Origin of the sequence: Hominibacterium faecale (genome assembly GCF_020734085.1) — a bacterium.
Lineage (GTDB): Bacteria > Bacillota > Clostridia > Peptostreptococcales > Anaerovoracaceae > Hominibacterium > Hominibacterium faecale.
In genome coordinates this window covers 104198-125055 of the sequence record NZ_JAJAGH010000001.1, presented here as the reverse complement: position 1 = coordinate 125055, position 20858 = coordinate 104198, and the positions used below count along the sequence as shown (strand labels likewise).

Here is a 20858-nt window from a genome sequence, read left to right as displayed (position 1 = left end):
AATTTCCTCCTACAGTTTTTCTACTGATATGTTGTCATTCGTGTAAACGCAGATGGATGAGGCAATACCCAGGGCCTCTTTTACGATTTCCTCTGCGGTCATGTCGGTATTATTATAGAGTGCTTTTGCTGCTGAATAAGCATAGTTTCCTCCAGATCCAATGGCGATAAAATCTTGATCCGGTTCGATCACTTCGCCGTTTCCAGAGACAACCAGCAGGCTTTCCCGATCAGCTACAATCATCAGCGCTTCCAGACTTCTCATAGCTTTATCAGAACGCCAAAGCTGAGCCAGCGCTACCGCAGCCCGCTTTAAATTACCTCCATGTTCATCCAGTTTGCTTTCAAATTTCTCTGTCAGGGAGAAAGCATCTGCTACAGAGCCTGCAAATCCCGTCAAAACAGAATTGCGATAGATTTTTTTAACCTTTTTTGCACCATTCTTCATAATGGCTGTTTCACCCATTGTTACCTGACCGTCGCCGCCTATGCAGACATCGTCAGGGCCTCTTCTTACTGCAACGATCGTCGTCGCGTGGAACTGTACCATGTTCATACCTCCATTCATGATTCCCCTTGTTCTAATTAATAAAACTTCTATTCTTCTTTATAATCGCACTCGCTGTTAGAGCACGCATACTTACTCGTTTTAGTTTTTTTCTCAACAAGAAGTGAACCGCATTTCGGGCATTTCCTGTCGATCGGCTTATTCCAATAAGACTGCTGGCATTCGGGATAACCGCTGCATCCATAAAAAACACGACCAGTCTTACTCTTTCTTGCCACGATATCTTTGCCGCAATTAGGGCATTTGACATTAGTTGATTTGACGATCGGCTTTGTGTTCTTACATTCCGGATAACCGGTACAGGCTGCAAATTCGCCAAATCGGCCATGCTTGACAGCCATCGGTTTGCCACATTTTTCACAGAGTTCTCCGGTAAGCTCCACTTCAAATTCAACCTTCTTTATTTCTTTATCCGCTGTTTCAAGTTCCTTTTCAAGGGTTCCATAATAGTCGCGAATGATATCTTTCCATTCCACATCTTTTACTTCCACCGCATCCAGTTTATCTTCCATATCTGCTGTAAATCCAGTATCAACGATTTCTTTAAAATATTCTTCCATCATCTGTGTGACAATAAAGCCCAGCTCCGTAGGAGTCAGCGTCTTTTTTTCACGATTGACATATTTTCGTTCGATAATGGTGGCAATGATAGGGGCATAAGTACTCGGCCTGCCAATGTCCTTTTCCTCCAAATCTTTTACAAGACTTGCTTCTGTGAACCTGGCCGGCGGCTGAGTGAAGTTTTGCTCTGACAGCAGCTCCACCAGTTCCAGCTTTTCGCCTTTTTCCAGGTGAGGAAGCAGTTTATCGCTGTCATCCTCTTTCCCGGGTGAATATACCTTTAAAAAGCCATCAAAGATCAACTTAGACCCGGTAGCTTTAAACATATAGTCGCTGTTATCGATCGCTGCGGAAACGCCCATAAATTTGGCAGGAGACATCTGACTGGCCATAAATCTGGACCAGATCAGCTTATATAGATTGTATTGATCTTTACTGAGGGAGTCTTTAATTTCATCAGGCTCCAGCTCAATATAGCTGGGGCGGATGGCCTCGTGGGCATCCTGTACATCCTTTTTTTTATTGGAATATACATTATTCTGATAATACTCAGCTCCTAGGTTTTCAAAAATATATTCTTTTGCGGCGGCTTTTGCTTCATCCGAGATTCGCACCGAATCCGTTCTGATATAGGAAACCAGACCTACCGTCCCGTGTCCTTTAATTTCGATACCTTCGTAGAGCTGCTGTGCAATGAGCATGGTTTTTTTCGTATAAAAGCCCAGCTTGGTTGAAGCTTCCTGCTGGAGGCTGCTGGTGGTAAAGGGAGCATACGGCTTTCTTGCGCGTTCTTTCTCTTCTACTTTTTTCACCATATACTCGCCGGCCTTCAAAACTTTAACAATTTCATCAGCCTGTTCTTTATTCTCTACCGTAAGTTTCTTACCATTATATTCAGCCAGCTTTGCGGTGAACTTCTTTCCTTTTTTCAGCTCAGCCGTAATATTCCAATATTCTTTGGGGATAAATGCTTTGATTTCGTTTTCTCGATCGCAGATAATCTTCAGAGCCGCAGACTGAACTCGGCCCGCTGACAATCCCCGTCTAACTTTTCTCCACAGCAGGGGACTGATCTGGTAACCTACCAGCCGGTCCAGCACTCTTCTAGCCTGCTGCGCATCTACCAGTTTTAGGTCAATCGGCCTAGGATTCTTAATCGCGGCCTGTACTGCTTTTTTAGTGATTTCATTAAAGACAATTCTACATGGCGTATTTTGGTCAATGCCGAGCAGAAACGCCAGGTGCCATGAAATCGCTTCGCCCTCCCGGTCCGGGTCAGTTGCCAGAAAGACTTTGGCAGCATTTTTAGCTTCTTTTTTCAGTTCTTTAATAATGTCGCCTTTACCACGAATCGCGATATATTGCGGTTCAAAATCATGTTCAATATCAATCCCAAGTTTACTCTTTGGCAAATCTCTTACATGCCCTACAGAAGCAATCACTTTATATTTGCTTCCGAGGAACTTCCCAATCGTCTTTGCTTTTGATGGTGACTCCACAATCACCAAATTTTTCTTGGCAGCAGCCATAAAAAATCCTCCCCATCTATTATCATTATCCTGCAACTTGCAGAATTTTTTTATTACGTAGGAAATATCGTCAGCGATATTTCCGAAGTATCAACAAAATCTACTTCTTTTTAAGAATCGGTGAAGCCGACTTTGTTCCTTATTGGTTCTAAAAGCTTATTATATCGCCTTTTTTTTATTTTGCAATAAAAATTTTTCCCAAAGAAGTGTAAATTACTCCTTTCAACTCCAAAATGGTCACGATTCCGTTAAGAAGGCCAGCCGGCTTTCCAGTGGCGCGGCAGAGCTGGTCCGGCGTCATTTCACCATTTTTTTTGAGGAGAGAAACGATCTCAAATTCATCTTTGCCTAAATTCTTTTGTAAATTCTGGAACCTAAGACCGGAAAGTCCCATATCAGCCAAAAGGTCTTCCAGCACGGCCAGGGGCGTTGCCCCGTCTCGAAGCAGTTTATTGCTTCCCAAATTATAGGCGCTGTTAATATTCCCCGGAATCGCATACACATTTCTCCCCTGATCTGCGGCCAATTCGGCCGTGATCAGCGCTCCGCTACTCTCCTTAGCCTGTACGACTACTGTGGTTTCGGACAAGCCGCTGATAATTCGATTTCTTTGCGGGAAATGGTATCTGGCCGGTTCCGTACCCTGTGGATATTCAGAAAGCAGTAGTCCATGGGCGGCGATTTGGTCACGCAATCTGCGGTTGGACTGAGGATAGCAAATATCGATACCGCAACCTAAAACCGCAATGGTTCCGCCCTTCCGGTTTTTTCCGCCGGATTCATCCGAAAGCTGGCTGCTGCAGCTTTCTAACGCACCCATATGGGCACATGTATCGATCCCTTTCGCCATTCCGCTGACCACCACCGCCCCGCTTTCAGCCAGACAGTTTCCCAGCCGCTTTGCGGCCCAGCACCCGTACTCCGTCGCTTTTCTTGATCCGACCACTGCTACACAGCGTCTCTTCGCCAACGTCAAATCACCAATATAGTAAAGCGGATTCGGCGGATTTTTTATTTCTTTCAGAAGCAGTGGATAATCAGCATCCTTGATATAAACTTTTTTAATGTCCATTGTCCGGCCTCCTGTAAAAATCATCCAATGCCCGATATTGTAACGCCTCTGCTATATGGTACTCATCGATTGTGTGGGTACCATGAAGGTCAGCAATCGTTCGGGCAACCTTAATAATTTTGTAATATGTGCGCATGCTCAGCGCTAGTTTTTGATAAGCATCCGTCAGAAGTTTCCGCCCGGCTGCTGTCATGGGGCAATACTTGTAAATCTGCTGCTCCCCCAGCTGGCTGTTAAAACGAACGCCGGTCCCTTTGTAGCGCTGCGCCTGCAGCGCCGCTGCCTTTTGAACCTGTTTTTTCATTTCATAGCTGGACAATGCGCCTTCCTTCTTTTTCAAATTAGGGTCAAGCACTGCAGATACCTTGATGTGCAAATCGATCCGCTCCAGTACTGGTCCGGAAAATTTAGATTGATATTGGTTAAGCTGCTTTTCCGTACAGGTGCAAACGTGCCGCTCGTCTCCCAAATATCCGCATTTACAGGGATTGGCTGCAGCGACCAGCATTATGCTGCAAGGGAAAGCTATCGTCCCCCGGGCGCGGCTGATGGCTACCTTGCCGTCTTCCAGCGGCTGACGCAGCAGTTCTGTCACTCGATGGTCAAACTCACCGAATTCATCCAAAAACAAAATTCCGTTATGGGCCAATGAAATTTCGCCCGGCCTGGGCTTACTGCCGCCGCCGATCAGCGCTGCTCTGGAAATAGTATGATGGGGCATGCGAAAAGGCCTTTCCTTTATATAAGGGCAGTTTTCACTTAAAAGCCCGGCAGCGCTATGAATTCTAGTGGTTTCCAGCTGTTCTGCATAGCTCATTTCCGGCATAATCTGAGGTATCCGTTTGGCGATCATCGTTTTGCCGCTGCCCGGACTGCCCATCAGTAAAAGTCCATGATTTCCCGCCGCAGCCACTGTGACAGCCCTCTTTACACATTCTTGACCCACTACGTCACAAAAATCATCCGATGGGTTTGCCTGACTGAAGGTACCTTTTTTCTTCCTATTATATGGGGAAGCAGGTCTCAGCCCCAGATAATAATCCATGCTCTCCTGCAAATCCTTGACCGGATAGAGGTCGATGTCTTCGAGCAGCGCCACTTCCTCAAGATTCTTATAGGGAAGCAGCAGCTTGCGGATGCCTCTTTCTCTGAGGCCAATGGCCAGAGGCAAGGCACCTCGAATATGTTTTACCTTGCCATCTAATGACAGCTCTCCAATTAAAGCCGTGTCTGTTCGGACCGGCACACATTGACTGCCAAGGAGCAGGATACCAACTGCAATAGGAAGGTCGAAATGACTTCCTTCTTTGGGTCTTCCTGCTGGAGAAAGGTTTACCGTAATCCTTCTTTTGGGGAATTCAAATCCGGAATTCAAGATGGCGGCGCGGATTCGCTCTTTTGCCTCTTTGATGGTAGTATCGGCAAGGCCGACCATGTTCATGGCCGGAAGGCCTGGCTGCAGATCGATCTCCACAGTTACCAGGTCCGCTTCCATCCCCAGCAGCGAAGCAGTGAAAATCTTCGAAAGCATAATTGAACGCCCCCTTAAAAAACATCTTCTATGTGATTGATCTGGACCTCCACCACATCGAATTGGAGCTGGCGGGGCTGGCGGAAGCTCTTGGATCGGGTGGACAGGTAAATTCGCGCAGCCATCCGCATGTGGCCCTTTTTCCGCTGATCCACGCTTTCGGCTGGAGTGCCAAACAGATCGCTTTGCCTTGTCTTTACTTCTATAAAATGCAGGGAAGTTCCTTTTAATGCCACAATATCGATCTCTCCGGCCCTGCAGCAAAAGTTCCTGCATAAAATCCGGTATCCCTTTCCGCCCAGATATTGTGCAGCAGCATCTTCTCCAAGACGTCCCAATAATTGGTTGTTCATACTCAAATCCCCTTTGTGTTTCTATTTTATCCTTATGTTAGCGGATCGAGAGACAAAAGTCAAGAAATTTATTCCATATTTTACATTTTTTTCAATTTTGCGTTTTTGGGAGCCGTCTGCGTAATGGAAACCTGGCCGAACTGGTCTTCATGGCAGTTCTAGGGCCCGGGAAATCAGGTCAGCGTTTAGAGAAACTGGGCAACCAATATAGCGGCAGCCCGACAAAACAGAAATTTTCTCAAATCCTATTCGAAATCGGCATTTTCGAGACCAATGTCCATACGAAACGATCCTTTTTTAGTAAAAATAAGTAAATATTAGAATCACAAAACCAAGTTAGCGCAAGCTTCCCAATTTTAAGCACACGTACAGCAGCAAATTAGTTAGTTTTCTCATGTCTTTTAGGAAACATATTCCATTTTTATATGGACATTCACACTAATTTGGCCCATTTCGAATAGGTTTCGGCGAAAAAAATGAAAATCGCCCTTCCCCGGCCCGATTATCAAATCCACAAAACCACACTTACTAGTACAAAAGGAAAAAAGATGCTCGTCAAGACTCGCATCTTTCATTATTCTGTGTCCATGGGTGCATCCACCCTTCTTTCACCAGACCATATCAAAAGCTGAAGATCAACGTTTATCTACCGATACGGTTTATCAAATCGCAAAGCCTCAAATCCTCGAGCCTCAAGGCTCCAGTACCAGCACCTGCCCCAGCCTCCCAGCCCCGACGGCCGCAGCCCCCGAAGCGTAGCAGCACAAACGTTCACCTCATCTGCCAAATCCCACAAAACACCCCCTCAGCCCAGCCTTCACGCCCAGGCTGCCAGACGCCTTCCTCTTTACACCCCAGCCTGCCAGCTCCTTCACTCCAGCACGAACTTGCGCACCGCCTGCGCGACCCCATCCTCATGATTGGTCCCGGTCACATACTTCGCCACAGCCTTCACCTCATCCTTGGCGTTGCCCACAGCCACCGGCATCCCCGCCAGCCGCAGCATCGCCGCATCATTGGGGCTGTCTCCGATGGCCATCATTTCCTCCGGCTTGACGCCCAAAACATGCTCCAGCTCCTGGAGCGCCGCCGCCTTGCTGGTGGTAGCGCCGCCGATCTCCAAATTATGGTCAAAGGACGTGGTCAGCGTGGTATTTTCCAGGCCCAAAAGCACCTGACGCATCCTGGCCCGATCCCTCTGGTCCTCAAAATTTACATTAATATTTTCGATATGCTCCTTATGCTCCAAAATAAAATCAAACAGCCCCGCAATCGGCTCCCTGGTGGTCAGCACATAATCCACATGGCGGAAGCTGAGGCCCGTTTGCTTGATATGATCATAAAAAGACTTATCGATATACGCATGGCCCTCCGTAAACGCCTCCACCATAAAATCATACTGCTTCAGCAGCGCCACAGCCTCTTCCACCGCTGGGGGTGCGATGCAATTTTCATAAATCACCTTTTTTTCCCTCAAATCCGTTATGATAGCCCCGTTGGACGTAAGCACATACTGGATTCCCCGGATCCGAAAAACATCTTCCGGCAGAGCGCTGTAAGTCCGCCCGGTGGCAATCACAACATTGACCCCGCGGTCAATGGCTTCCTCCAGGGCCTTCCGGTTGGCCTCACTAATCACCCGGTCATCGTTTAATGTCGTTCCATCCAAATCTAAAGCAATTAATTTGATTGACATGATGTTTCCCTCACTATATCTAAAAATTCTTGATTCAGCTTTCTTACCGTTTTCATATTGCAGCCATCTCCGTGGCCGGGATAAATGAAAATTTCGTTGCTCCATTTATCGATAATCGCTTTGCAGGAGTGGATCATATCCGCTTCACTGCCGTCCTCCAAATCCGTCCGCCCCAAATCCACGTTGAAGATCGTATCTCCGGTAAAGGCGATTTTGCTTTTTTCCGAATAAAAGCACACGCCGCCTCTGGTATGCCCCGGCGTATGAATGACCTCAATAGCTTCCTCTTCAAGATAAACCATATCCCCGTCCTCCAGCGGATATTCCACTGGATCTTTATACAAATCCATATCCTCCCGATGGAGGTAGACCGGGCAGTCAAATTCTGCCTTCAGCTTTTTCACCGCACCCGTATGATCATAATGGTGATGGGTCAGAAGAATACCTTCCATCTTCAGGTTCATCTTCTTTATATATTGAGCAAACCGATCCGGGTTGTAACCTGGATCAATGACAAAACACGGTCCGCCTTCCCTTTGGTAAATCACATAACCGTTGCTTTCCAGCACCCCTCCGATAAAACGCTTTATTTTCATAACAAAACCATCCTTTTTTCTTTGTCAGTTATTTTACCACAAATATAGAATTTCGTCCAAAAAAACACCTTTTCCTGCTATTTTTACACTTCCTTCAATATTCCTCTCAAATATCTGTTGCCAAACCGCAAATTAGTGGTAAAATGGTTGTGTTATTCATATTGGAGGTAAGAAATGAAGATTGCGATAGTTGGCGCAGGGAAGCTGGGTCTCAAGGTTACGGAAGCGCTCCTGGGAGGAGATCATTCTGTGACCATCATCGACCAGGACGAATCTGTTTTGCAGAAATTAAGCTCTCATCTGGATGTGATGACTGTAAATGCCAACGCCAAAGAAACAAAAATATTAAAAAACCTGGGTATTTCCACTTACGATTATCTGATCGCCGTCACCGAAAGTGATGAAACAAATATTGTGATCGCCGCTTTTGCCAAAAAGCTAGGCTGCGCGAAAGTGATCTCCAGGGTACGTGACCCTGAACATATGGGGCAGCTGGGGTTCATCAAAGAAACGATGGATATTGACAGCATTGTTAACCCAGATCTTTCTATTACTGTGGAAATCTACAAATACTTGGTGGAAAAATATACATTGAGCAACGGAATCTTTTCCAGCGGAAAAGTGTCTTTGCTGGAATTTAATTCTGAAAAACTGCCTCAGCTCATCGGTCTGTCCATGCCCGAAGTCAGCTCTGTCCTGGGCGATATGCTGGTAGCTGCCATTTCCAGGAACGGAAAAGTGATTATTCCTCACGGAGATACGGTAATTCACCCGGAGGACGGCCTCTATGTGATCGGAGAACGCACGCCGGTTATGGAGCTGAACGCTCAGGTCCACGAAAAAGGCAAATATACCGATCTGCAGAAAGTTATGATCGTAGGCGGCGGCAAGACCGGATATTATCTGGCAGGAAAATTATCTGAATTCGGAGTCGCTGTCAAAATCATTGAAATGGATAAAAACCGCTGCCATTATCTTTCAACCCATTTGGAAGATGTCATGGTTCTCCACGGCGATGCCACGGATCTGGATCTTTTAGAAGAAGAAAACCTGGATGAAATGGATGCCTTTGTAACGGCCACCGGCTATGATGAAGAAAATCTGCTGCTGGCGCTCATGGCAAAACGTCACGGCATTGAAGATGTAATTGCAAAGGTCAGCCGAGAAAGCTATTCCGATTTGATCGAAAGCATGGGAATTGATATGGCCCTCAACCCATTGGATATTACTGCCAGCACGATTCTGCGCTTTGTGCAGGGCTCCAAACGGGTTATTTCTTCCGTGCTGATTCAGGGACAAGCTGAAATCATGGAGATCGTGGCTTCCGACCACATGCGGCTTGTCGATACGCCGCTGCGGGAGCTGAATCTGCCAAGAGGTGTAATCGTAGCTGCCATACACCGGGGGCTTAACGTCATTATTCCTGACGGCGAAACCATCATCGAGGAAGATGACCGGGTCATCATTTTCAGCTTGCTGACAGAGCTTCCAAACTTGGAAAAACTGCTGAAGGTAAGCGGCAAATTCTCCTTCTTTCGGAAATAGAGGCAGGTCAGAACATGAATCTTAGTTTACGCGCAGTATGCCGGATCATCGGGCTGGTACTCCTGGTGATCGGAGCTTCCATGATACCATCACTTGCAGTAGCAGGCATTTACAACGAAATGCCTGCTCTTTTGGCGTTTTTGTCCACCATCGCCATTGCCGGAATCTCCGGACTTGTGATGATCCGCTTTGGACATCGCTCCACTGCTGTTTTAAAGGTAAGAGACGGCTTTCTCATTGTCACCCTTTGCTGGATTGTCTCAGCAGTGATCGGGGCCGTTCCTTTTGTTTTTTCTCAGAGTATTCCAAACTTTGTGGATGCCTTTTTCGAGACCTGTTCGGGCTTTTCCACCACAGGTGCTTCCATCCTTTCCGATATTGAAGCCCTGCCCAAAAGCATACTCTTTTGGCGTTCCTTCACCCACTGGATCGGCGGCATGGGCATTCTGGTATTTGCCATCGCCCTTATGCCTTCCTTGGGAATCAACGGACAGAACATCGCTGTTTCAGAAGCACCCGGTCCTACCTTGGACAAGGTTACGCCCAAAATGTCCGACACGGCCAAAGCCCTCTATTTTGTATACTTAATTTTCACCATCATAGAAACAGTCCTGCTGTGCTTGGGCGGCCTGAGCCTTTATGATGCGCTGATTCATACCTTCGGCTCTGTGGGAACCGGCGGATACTCCAATTATGGGGACAGCGTCGCTCACTTTGACAGCGCCTATGTGGATATGGTCATCGCGCTTTTCATGATTCTCTCCGGAGCCAACTTCAACCTTTATTACATGTCGCTGCGCAGAGGTATCCGAACGCTGGTTCGAGATGCGGAATTCCGCTTTTATCTGTTTATCATCGCTTCCACAACCGCGCTGATCAGCCTGAACCTGCTCCTTACTCATTATTATGAAAGCATTGGACAGGCTGTACGCTATTCTTTATTTCAAACTGCTTCTATACTGACCACCACTGGATTTGCCACCACCGACTTTGATTTGTGGCCCACCTTCAGCAAGATGCTGCTCATGCTCTTAATGTTCGTCGGAGGCTGCTCTTCCTCCACCGGCGGCGGGGTCAAGGTGATCCGTATTCTGATTCTGCTCAAGCTGATCCGCAGGGGAATCGCCACCAGGCTCCACCCCAGCGCTGTAGTCAACGTGAAACTTAACGGCAGCACCGTACCGGCCGACACAGTTACGGCCATTGCCAACCATGCGTTTTTGTATATGGCTGTCGTTTTCATCTCTACGATCTTGATTTCCCTCAACGGGTTTAACATGACGACCAGCTTTACTTCTGTCATTACTTGTCTGGGCAACATCGGCCCTGGATTCGAACTGGTGGGACCGACGGCGAACTTTTCTATTTACGCCATTCCTTCCAAACTGCTTTTATCCTTTTTAATGCTGGCAGGAAGGCTGGAGCTGTTTACACTGCTCATTCTGCTGACGCCGAAATTCTGGAACCAGGATCATTAACCGCAAGGGAGAAGAACTATGTCATTCAATACTGCACTAAACTATCAGGCTATCGTAAAAATATTGGGAGTCATTACTCTGATTGTGGGCATTTCCATGCTCCCTGCTCTGTTTTGCGCCCATTTATACAATGAGCCGGGAAACTTCAAGGCACTTCTCATTTCGGCTGTCATTACCATCAGTGCAGGTATTCTGGTAGTTTTGTTCATCCGACCGGTAAAGGCCAAATTCCGCGCCAGGGAAGGTTATCTTGTGGTTGCGCTGTGCTGGATTATTGCTTCGCTGTTTGGCACCCTGCCCTACTATCTCTCCGATTTTACCGGCAGCTTTATTGACGGATTCTTTGAATCAACGGCCGGTTTTACCACGACTGGCTGCACATCCATTGGAGCCGAAACCATGCCCCATTCTCTGCTCATGTGGAAGGCCATCTCCCACTGGCTGGGAGGTATGGGAATCCTGGTCTTTGTTATTTCCATCCTGCCGGCGCTGGGCATCAATGGCCAGCTGATCGTCAGAGCAGAAGCACCCGGCCCGGTTCTGGAAAAGATGGCGGTACGGATGAGTGATTCAGCTAAAATTCTCTATTTGATGTATTTTTCCTTTACCGTGATCGAATTTGTCCTGCTCGCACTCAGCCCATCGATGACACCATTTGACGCGCTGATCAATACCATGGGCAGCATCAGCACCGGCGGCCTTTTGGCTCATCCTGACGGGATCGCTTACTACGACAGCATTTATGTGGAGGTCGTGATCGGGGTGTTCACCATTTTGGCTTCTGTCAATTTCGTACTCTATCATTACGCGATTAAGCGTAAGTGGAAGTATGTTTTAAAAGATATTGAACTGCGTGCCTTTTTGAGAATCCTCATAGGCGCCGTTATTTTGTGTACCCTGGGCCTATATTTTCTTGGTCACTATCCCAGCTTGGGAAAAGCGCTGCGGGATTCCTTTTTCCAGGTGGTCAGCGTTGCCACCACATCCGGATATTCCAGCGCCGATTATACCCTGTGGCCGGCACTATGCCAGTTGATCCTCTTCACGCTGATGTTCATCGGAGGCTGTGCGGCTTCTACCTGCGGGTCAATTAAGGTAATTCGAATCGTGGTTTTTCTTAAGTTGATCGGACGCGGCTTTTACAAACGAATCCATCCCCGCTCTGTGGTGGCGGTAAAACTGAGGGGCAAAGCAGTACCTGCGCCGGTGGTCTCATCCATCACCGTGTTCATTCTTATGTATATGGGGCTGTTCCTCTTCTCCAGTCTGATTTTATCCCTGCAAAATCTTGATCTGGAAACGACGATTACCACGTCGGCAGCCATGCTTTCCAATACAGGAATGGCGTTCGGCCAAGTGGGCGCTCTGGGCAATTACTCTATGTTCGGAGACGGCCTTAAGCTTTATCTCAGCTTGCTGATGATCGTAGGAAGACTGGAACTATTTACAATTGTCATCCTCTTTACGAGAAACTTCTGGGGAAGAGACCGCTAAAAATCGCATGAAAAGGAAATAAATGGGCATCCTAACGTTTGGGGTGCTCTTTTCGTTGGGAAAAGCGCTTATTACTACGGAAGCAGGGAGGATTTTTATGCTGGTAAAAGATTTGATGACTACAGGAATAAGCTGTGTAAAGGAAGATACTTCATTAAAGCAGATCGCCAAACAAATGAAACAGGAGGATGTTGGGCTTATTCCTGTCTGCAATGATAAAGGAGAGGTTTTGGGCGTAGTGACAGACCGAGACCTGGTGCTGCGCGCTTTAGCCAGAGAGATCGGGGATCATTCCGGCGAAAAAAAGGCGCCGGGAAAATCCGGCGCCCAAGAAAGCCAATTAAAAGCCCGTGATGTAATGTCCACAAACATTGTCTGTGCTTCACCGGATATGAATACCCATCATGCGGCATTATTATTGGCAAAATACCAGGTTCGGCGGCTGCCTGTCACACAAAATGGCAAATTGGTGGGCATGCTGTCCATGGCGGACATCGCTCGAAAAACCGTTTTCATCGATGAAGCCGGGGATGCCCTTTCTTCCATCTGCGCAGTAGCGCCGCCGTCTCATTTATAAACAGGTTAATGGGTGAAGCCATAGACGCCTTTATCGGTCGCCGGACCGGGCAGGATCCGCGCTTCATCCAGCTCTTTGACAGCGCGGCGGAAATCATCGATAAAGTGGATAGCCAGCTGTCTGGAGAAGTCGGCCCGGATCACTGCTCTTTGGATGACGATGGTTTCCAAATCCTGCGGCAGCGGGTAAGCCGGAACCTGCCAGCCGCTCATGCGGATCCGATCTGCCAGATCGTAGAGATTCCATTTGCGGTTTTCATCTGCTTTCAGCTTCCAGCAAACAATCGGCATTTCATCCCCATCGTTTAAAAGCTCGAAGATTCCCAGTTCTTTCAGTTCTTTTGCTATGTACATAGCGATTTTACGCGTTTTTTCATGTACAACCCGATAACCGTCAAAGCCCATGCGGGAAAAATTGTAGTACTGGCCGATAATATGGCTTGCTGATCTGGAAAAATTAATGGCCATGGTGGGCATATCGCCGCCCAGGTAGCTCACATCAAAGACGAGCTCCTTAGGAAGGAATTTTTCATCTCTCCATAAAATCCACCCGACCCCCGGATAAACCAGACCGTATTTATGACCGGACGTGTTGATCGAAACAACATTTTTCAAACGAAAATCCCACGGCCGGTTGGGTCCGCAAAACGGGGTGAACATGCCGCCGGACGCTCCGTCAACATGGATATATACTTTGTATGGCGTCGTCTTATTGTGCGCCTCCACCAATCGATCCAGCCCCTGGATATCGTCCAGTTTGCCCGTGTATGTATTCCCCTGGATGCCCACAATTCCAATGGTGTATTCGTCCACGTAATCCATGACCTTTTCCAAATCCAGGCTGAGGCGATCCCATTTCATCGGCACCCGGCGCAGTTCAATGTCCCAGTATACACAGAATTTTTCCCAGCAAACTTGATAGCCTGCGGAAATGACCAAATTGGGTTTTCTGGCGTTGACATCGAGACCATGGGAAGCCGCATTTTCCCTCCACCGGAATTTCATGGCCATGCCGCCCAGCATGCAGGCCTCAGAAGAGCCCACCGTGGAGGTTCCAATGAACCTTTCGTCTTTACGGGCATGCCACAGGTCGGCGATGATATTGACGCAGCGCATTTCCAGCTGGGCAGTCTGGGGATATTCGGATTTATCGATGGCGTTTTTCTCCAGAGTCAGGGACATCAGGCGGGTCGCTTCCGGCTCCATATAGGTCTGGCAGAACGTGGCCAGATTCTGCCTGGCCACGCCTTCATCCAGCAGTTCATCCAAAACCAGGCGGTACGCTATGTCTGGATCCAACGGGTCTTTCATCAGCTTTTTAGTAGGCAGCAGTTCTTCAATGGTCCCGCCTGGAAAGGCGGCCATATGTTCCATACAATCCTTTTTCATTTAAACCTCCTCCATCACAAAATTGATTTCGCGATTTTCAATGCTCACCGAATCCACCGTGACGCGGATCCGTTCCCCCAGCATGTAAGCTTTATGGGTCCGCTCCCCGATTACCCGGTATTTTTCCGGTTCATGGATATAATAATCGTCGGTCAAAGAATCCAGCCGAATCATGCCTTCGATGGTATTGGCCAGCTGTACATAGATTCCGTAGCTGGTCACGCCGCTGATGACTCCGTCAAAGGATTCACCCACATGATAAGAAATATATTCGGCCTTTTTCAGCTTTTCCACCTGACGCTCCAGCTCAATGGCCTGGCGCTCGGTGGCTGATGAAATTTCCGCAGCCTCCAATGTCTTTTTCTTGAAATGCTTCATCGTCTTTCCGTCCAGCTTTCCCCGGAGACAAGCTTTAATGATCCGATGAATGATCAGGTCAGGATATCTGCGGATGGGTGAGGTAAAGTGGCAGTAATATTTGAGGGACAGCCCAAAATGACCGCCGCATTCCGTTCCGTAAAAAGCCTTTTGCATGGACCGGAGCATCACGGTATTGATGACATTTTCATAAGTCTTTCCCGACACCTTATCCAAAATATCGTTGAGTGTCTTGGGATGGATGGAATCAGAAGCACCTTTAAGCGTAAGGCCGAACCCTCTTAAAAAAGTTCGGAACTCTTCCATTTTTTCTGGAGAGGGCGATTCGTGAATCCGGTAGACAAAGGGGATTTCCATCCAATAAAAATGCTCTGCCACAGTCTGATTTGCCAAGAGCATAAACTCCTCGATGAGCTTATTGGCCGTTCGCCGCTCGGCAATGTCCACACTGACCGGGATCCCCGATTCGTCCAAGGTAATATAAGCTTCATCAAAATCAAAGTCCAAGCTGCCTCTGGCTTCCCGCTTTTGCCGGAGAATTTTAGCCAGCTTATCCATAATCAGAATATCTTCATAAACCTCCCGGTGTTTTTTTATCAGATCCAGATCATTGGTTTCCAGCATGTCGGAGACTTCCGAATAAACCATCCTCGCTTTGGAATGGATCACGCTTTCATAAATATCGTGATTAACCACATCTCCCTGGGGCGTCACTTCCATATCAACCGATAGGGTCAGTCGATCCACATCCGGGTTAAGGCTGCAGATACCGTTGGACAGCTTCTTTGGCAGCATAGGCACCACCTGATCGATCAGGTAAACGCTATTGCCCCGTTTCAGCGCTTCCTGGTCCAGATAGCCGCCTTCTTTAACATAGTGGGCCACATCGGCAATATGAACCCCCAGCAGGAAATTGCCTCCTGGGAGCAGTTCAATGGAAACCGCGTCATCAAAATCCTTTGAATCCGCCCCGTCTATGGTAAGGGTGGTTTTTTCCCGCAGGTCCCGGCGGCCCGCCAGATCTTTTTCTTCCACGCCTGCCTTGCTGACGGCTTTGGCTTCCGCGTTAACCCGGCTGGGAAAAGTTTCCCGCAGTCCGCAGCCCCGCATGAGCGCTTTGATGTCGCCGCCGGCCTGCCCGCTGCGGCTGATGATCTCCGTGATCTTTCCTTCCGCGCTGTTTTCTTTATCCGGATAGCGGGTGATCTGCACCATCACTTTATCGCCCCTCTGTGCGCCGCGGAAATCTTTTTTGCGCACAAAAATATCCTCGCCCATTCTGGGGTCGTCGGCCACAACAAAGCCAAATCGTTTGCTTTTCTCAAAGGTGCCGACAAGTTCTTTTGTGCAGCGTTCCACAATCTTGACAATCACGCCTTCTCTGGAGTTTCCGCGGCTCTGGGGATTTAATTCTACCAGAACCCGGTCTCCGTTCATGGCACCGCCCATGCTGCGCGCGGAAATATAGATATCCGGTTCTTCGTCTTCTGTTATAACAAAGCCAAACCCTTTTCTGTGTTTTGACAATGTGCCTATGGTCTCAGGTCTTTTCATCTTTTTTCTCATATGTATAGTTTACCATATCCCGGCAATAAACGCACCCTAAACCCGTTTGAAGCCAAATTGGGCTTTGGGCTGCCGCACCAAAGTTAAAGGTTCGTGTCTGTTATGAAGCTGTAAATTCTCCAAGATCCACACTTAAGGAGGTTTTTGCTAAATCCGACCCCCGGAAACGTTGAAAAATTGCACTAATTTTGTAGCTTTTATCAAAATTAGTGCAATCCCAGATGCCAAGGGGCTTCATGAAGCAGATCGCTTTTCACGCGGCAGCCCCTAACTTTCGGAAAGCCGCCTATTTTGTAGTTTCTTTGGTATTATTCTTCTGTGCATCGTCTGTGTTGTCTGTACCATCGACTAAATCTTTGGCTCCGTCTTTCACATCGTCGCCCAGATCTTTAGCATCGTTTTTCAAATCTTCGCCTGCATCGGAGGCTTTCTCCGTCGTTTGTTCGACTGTTGTGCCATCGTTGACCTGACCTTCCGATGTATCCTTGTCGCCGCAGCCTGCAAATGAAAATACAGATACGGCCAGCAGCATTGCTAATAAGATTCTTGCTTTTTTCAATGTCTTCACTCCTCTCTTTTTTTCTTAACATATTATTTGCCTATTGCCGCAAATTTATCAAAGAAAAAAAGATTTTTTTCTTTGAGCGAAGAAAGATGCTTAATCGATGCCAAAGAGGGATAAGAGTTTTTGCCACCAGCTTTGCTTTTGAACTGGTGATTCTGCAGGAGGATCTTTGTCTGGGAGTTCGATCGGCCCATTCTTAATCACAAACTGCACGCTGCGCACATTGGTATTTTTTTCCGAAACAAAAGATGTTACCTCTCCATCGGTTCCCCTGATTCCCTCCAGCATGTCGTTGATTTGTTCCTCTACCTGGCCGCTGATGCCGGAGGTCTTGCTGGTAAGACTAGCAGTGCCCTGAGCCAGAGCGCTGCTGCCGCTCTTCAGCTTTCCGGTTCCGTCTGAAAGGGCCTCTGCACCCTGGGTTAGCTTACTGATCTGAGAAAGATCCAGCTCCTTCAGCTGATTGACCGCTCCCTGCAGCTGCTGATCAAAGGTCTGATAGTTTTCTGCCAGAGCAGCCGCACCGTTTTGGGCCTCGGTAATTCCCGCCGCCGTGCTGTTCAGATAGGTTTCGGTTGCCTGAATGGCCGCTATATTCCCTTGGATCAGCTTCTGGCCCTGGCTGATCTGGGCAAGATACTGGCTCTTCTGCGGTTCATTCAACATACCGGCCTGTGCCTTCAGTTGATTCAGCAGCTCCAGCATTTGGGCGTTCTGCTGTTTCAACTGGTCGATATTGAGGCCGTTTTCAGCCATGACCTTTTTATAGGCGTCATAGCTGACAGAGCTTTTGATTTTTTCAACACCCTGATCCAATGCTGAAACGGCACCTTTGATTTCCGAAGATGCGCTCCCCAGCTTACCGGCCTGCTTCACTTGTTTGGAAATAGTTTTCACGTTGTTTTCCAAATCATCGCTGCCTTTTTTTAATTTTTTCGCCCCGCTCTTTAGTTCTCCGGCCCCTTTATCCATGGCTTTCGCGCCATGATCAATGGCTTTCACCGCTGCCGAAAGCTGGCCGAATTTTTTTGTCATCTCGCTGCTGTCCACGTCCACATCCATATTTAGCTGAATCCCGTTGAAGGAGATGCTCTCCATTTCAAAGTCCTTTACCTCTGTCTCCACCTGAAGGGTTTTCTCTGTGCCAGGGAGCAAAGTCCAGGTCAGCTGCTTATTGGCTCCCGCATTGGCTTCGGTCGCGCCCTGAGCACGAATGTTTTCACACTTATCGGTCGGAAAAGCAGCCGTAATCTGCAAGGCATATTGGTTAAAAAAGGATTTTTCTGCCTGAGGGTTTTCGGATATGGCGATTTCCAGCTTCATCTCTCCGTTTTTTCCGGCGAGTTCCTTCGGACTTATTTCCCTGCCGTCAAGGGTATATTTGAGCGCGATGTTCCAGGGAAGGCTGCCTTTTTTCAAGTTACCCTGATAATAGAGCATCTCTTGATCGGTGTCTATAAGGAGCTGATCGCCCTTTTCACGGATTTTATCAGTGGAAGTCATGTTGCGGACACGCTCATAGGTTCCATAGTCCAGAATGGATTTCTGCCCCTCAAAGATATTGACCACATAAATCTGCTCCATATGTCCGTCCCCGCCCAGATCCGCATAAACCACTTCGTCCTTTGGGGACGGCTGCTGATCAGCGAAAGCCGGAACCGCGGCCACATCGGCCAGCAGCAGGATCAGCAGTCCTGCCGTCAACATCCTCAGCTTTTTTCCCGTTCTGTTTTTTCTATACATGTGTTTTACCCCCTTGTGCAAAGTTTGATTGATAAGTCAGCTTGCCGATGATCTTATCCAGGCTGTAGAGGATCCCCGGCAGAACCAGCAGCACCAGGACCGCCGATAAGACCGCTCCCCGGGCTACCAGCGTGCCCAGCTCGATCAGCACGCCGTTGGTGGAAATCGCCGCCAGCATGCCGCCTCCCAATGTGAGAATGGAAGCCGAAGTCAGAATCGACAGCGCCGTATGGCGCACAGTGGAAAGCAGGGCTTCCTTTTTCGTATATAGATGCCGCTCTTCCATATAGCGGCTTGCCATCAGAATCGCATAGTCCACCGTCGCCCCCAGCTGTATGGCGCTGATAATCAAGTAAGCGATATATTGGAGCTGCTCACCGGCAAAATAGGGAACCGACAGGTTGATCCAGATAGATGTTTCGATGACCAGCACCAAAATCACAGGAATGATGATGGAACGCATGGTTATAAGCAGGATTAAAAATATGGCTCCGATGGCGATAAAGTTGACCCGCTCCATGTCTCTTGTAGTCACATCCCGCATGTCATATGTGGTGGCGCTTTCCCCTGCCAGCAGATATTTGCTGCCGTAGTACTGGTCCCCCAGCTTGCGCAGCTTTTTAACAACTGCAAAGGCCTCCCGGCTTTCCTGACTGGTGCTTACGGAAATTACCATCCGGCTATAATGCTCTGAGATAAGCTTGCTGCGGGTTTTCTGATCCAGATAGGCTGGCGGTACCTGGGGCCCCGCTGCATCCACAAAGGAAAGAACCTCTATAACCTGGGGAATTTGATGGATAGCTGAGCTCAACTCTTTTTCCTTGGCCGTATCGCCTTTGGGCACCATCAGCACCAGCTGATTGGTCTTTCCGAAATCTTTTTCCACTTGCACGCTTTCCGCATAGGTCTGAGTTCCCTCACGGAAGATGTCTCCCGCGCCGTATCGAAAATCGTTGCTGCTCTGAGCCAGAAAGGCCGGTATCATCACCAGCAGAAAGACGATCAGCGCCGGAATGCGAATCTTGTTTACGAATTTGGAAAAGCCTTCGAACTTTGGCATCAGCGGGCGATGCTGAGTTTTATCGATCCATCGGTAGCTCATCAGTGCCAGCACTGGCAGCAGAATCAGCACCGAGACCATGGAAAGGGCAATGGCTTTGGCCATGACAGTTCCCATATCGGGACCAATGCGGAATTCCATGAGGATCAGCGCCGCAAATCCGATGACCGTTGTCAAACCGCTGGCAGTAATGGTAAAAAAGGATTTGCGGATGGCTTTTATCATTGCATCCTGAACCGGCACGCCTTCTTGCCGGTAGGCTGAAAACCGGTGAAGAAGAAAGATGGAATAGTCCATAGAAACTGCCAGCTGGAGGATGCTGCAGGCCGCTTTGGTGACAAAGGAAATTTCGCCGAAAAAGAGGTTGGTCCCCAGGTTGATCAAGATGGCGATGCCAATGGTCACCATGAAGAGGACCGGCTCAAACCAGGATGTGGTAGTCAGCAGGAGAATGATAAAACATAAGGGTATGACCAGCATCATGATTTTTCCTACTTCAATGCCCGTTGTAGCAGTGGCCGCGGCCGTATTGACCGCCGCTCCCGCCATTGCCGCATCCTCGCCAGCCAGTTTTTGCACTTGCAGGTACGTCTCCAGAATCCGGTCAGGGTCGATGGTGAGAATAAAGCAGGCTTTTTCATCTTTATAGTATTGGTCCAGAACGCTTTGGCTGATCAACTCCAACGGCCCCTTAACCTCTGCCCCATCGTCCAGCCAGGTAATATCCCGGATGCCTTCTATGGCAGCAATTTTTTCTTTCAGGGCCAAAGCCTGGGGAATGGACACGTCCTTTACCACCAGCCTGGCGTTGGGCGCGCCGCTTCCAAATTCTTCTTTCATGGTATCCAGCGCGATGGTCGAGGGCGTATCCGCAGGCAGATAGTCTGCAAAGGTGTAATTGACCTTAACGCCTGTGGAAAGAATTGCTCCCGCAACGGCGCAGATTAAAAACAGAACGACCACTGTCTTTTTATGCCTTAGTATTGCCCGGAAAAAGCGTTCCATTTATGATCCCCCTTATATTGACGAATTTTAAGTAATGAACAGGCTGTTGATTTTAATGCTATCTTTTATTATAATAGGTCTTGCTCAATTTTCAATAAGCAACTAGGGGAAAAAATGTGCGTTAATGAACAAAGTCCCCAGATTTCGTTCATTA

Annotated in this window: 16 protein-coding genes; 4 read left to right on the top strand and 12 right to left on the bottom strand. The window is 48.2% G+C overall.

What is annotated here, in order from left to right:
* Positions 1–9 precede the first annotated feature (9 nt).
* The 7 genes from hslV to LG211_RS00480 all read right to left on the bottom strand — a co-directional run bounded on the left by hslV (position 10) and on the right by LG211_RS00480 (position 7905).
* Complete coding sequence (gene hslV, locus LG211_RS00510; protein WP_148395451.1) at positions 10–549, bottom strand: ATP-dependent protease subunit HslV; 540 nt, start codon at positions 547–549, stop codon at positions 10–12.
* Between the two features lie 47 nt (positions 550–596).
* Positions 597–2657, bottom strand: a complete 2061-nt coding sequence (gene topA, locus LG211_RS00505; protein ID WP_148395450.1) for a type I DNA topoisomerase — start codon at positions 2655–2657, stop codon at positions 597–599.
* A 175-nt stretch (positions 2658–2832) separates the two neighbouring features.
* On the bottom strand, positions 2833–3729 hold the full coding sequence (gene dprA, locus LG211_RS00500) for a DNA-processing protein DprA (protein ID WP_269476825.1): 897 nt from the start codon (positions 3727–3729) through the stop codon (positions 2833–2835).
* Positions 3719–5260, bottom strand: coding sequence for a YifB family Mg chelatase-like AAA ATPase (locus LG211_RS00495; protein ID WP_148395448.1), 1542 nt, complete (start codon positions 5258–5260; stop codon positions 3719–3721). Before LG211_RS00495 ends, dprA begins: the two co-directional genes overlap by 11 nt.
* A 14-nt stretch (positions 5261–5274) precedes the next feature.
* On the bottom strand, positions 5275–5613 hold the full coding sequence (locus LG211_RS00490) for a YraN family protein (protein ID WP_148395447.1): 339 nt from the start codon (positions 5611–5613) through the stop codon (positions 5275–5277).
* 871 nt (positions 5614–6484) lie between these two features.
* Entirely contained in the window at positions 6485–7309 is an 825-nt protein-coding gene (locus LG211_RS00485) for a Cof-type HAD-IIB family hydrolase (RefSeq protein ID WP_269476824.1), read from the bottom strand.
* The gene (locus LG211_RS00480) at positions 7294–7905 is read right to left on the bottom strand and encodes an MBL fold metallo-hydrolase (RefSeq protein WP_148395445.1); all 612 of its coding nucleotides are present in this window, start codon (positions 7903–7905) and stop codon (positions 7294–7296) included. Before LG211_RS00480 ends, LG211_RS00485 begins: the two co-directional genes overlap by 16 nt.
* 174 nt (positions 7906–8079) lie before the next feature.
* Between LG211_RS00480 and trkA the strand changes: the two genes are divergently transcribed.
* From trkA to LG211_RS00460, 4 genes are all read left to right on the top strand, one after another.
* Positions 8080–9450 carry a Trk system potassium transporter TrkA gene (gene trkA, locus LG211_RS00475; RefSeq protein WP_253021076.1) on the top strand — a complete coding sequence of 457 codons (1371 nt, stop codon included), beginning with the start codon at positions 8080–8082 and terminating at the stop codon, positions 9448–9450.
* A gap of 14 nt (positions 9451–9464) precedes the next feature.
* Positions 9465–10928: a TrkH family potassium uptake protein gene (locus LG211_RS00470; RefSeq protein WP_148395443.1), complete on the top strand. Its 1464-nt coding sequence runs from the start codon at positions 9465–9467 to the stop codon at positions 10926–10928.
* Positions 10929–10946: 18 nt separating this feature from the next.
* Entirely contained in the window at positions 10947–12422 is a 1476-nt protein-coding gene (locus tag LG211_RS00465) for a TrkH family potassium uptake protein (RefSeq protein ID WP_148395442.1), read from the top strand.
* A 97-nt stretch (positions 12423–12519) separates the two neighbouring features.
* Positions 12520–12999 carry a CBS domain-containing protein gene (locus LG211_RS00460; RefSeq protein WP_253021074.1) on the top strand — a complete coding sequence of 160 codons (480 nt, stop codon included), beginning with the start codon at positions 12520–12522 and terminating at the stop codon, positions 12997–12999.
* A 5-nt stretch (positions 13000–13004) separates the two neighbouring features.
* On the opposite strand, the gene LG211_RS00455 is transcribed toward LG211_RS00460, so the two are convergent.
* The 5 genes from LG211_RS00455 to LG211_RS00435 all read right to left on the bottom strand — a co-directional run bounded on the left by LG211_RS00455 (position 13005) and on the right by LG211_RS00435 (position 20704).
* On the bottom strand, positions 13005–14387 hold the full coding sequence (locus LG211_RS00455; RefSeq protein ID WP_148395440.1) for a glutamate decarboxylase: 1383 nt from the start codon (positions 14385–14387) through the stop codon (positions 13005–13007).
* On the bottom strand, positions 14388–16319 hold the full coding sequence (gene rnr / locus LG211_RS00450) for a ribonuclease R (RefSeq protein WP_269476823.1): 1932 nt from the start codon (positions 16317–16319) through the stop codon (positions 14388–14390). It abuts the gene before it with no gap.
* 298 nt (positions 16320–16617) lie between these two features.
* On the bottom strand, positions 16618–16890 hold the full coding sequence (locus LG211_RS00445; RefSeq protein WP_148395438.1) for a hypothetical protein: 273 nt from the start codon (positions 16888–16890) through the stop codon (positions 16618–16620).
* A 99-nt stretch (positions 16891–16989) separates the two neighbouring features.
* The gene (locus tag LG211_RS00440; RefSeq protein ID WP_269476822.1) at positions 16990–18639 is read right to left on the bottom strand and encodes a hypothetical protein; all 1650 of its coding nucleotides are present in this window, start codon (positions 18637–18639) and stop codon (positions 16990–16992) included.
* Positions 18632–20704 carry an efflux RND transporter permease subunit gene (locus LG211_RS00435; protein ID WP_148395436.1) on the bottom strand — a complete coding sequence of 691 codons (2073 nt, stop codon included), beginning with the start codon at positions 20702–20704 and terminating at the stop codon, positions 18632–18634. Before LG211_RS00435 ends, LG211_RS00440 begins: the two co-directional genes overlap by 8 nt.
* Positions 20705–20858 lie beyond the last annotated feature (154 nt).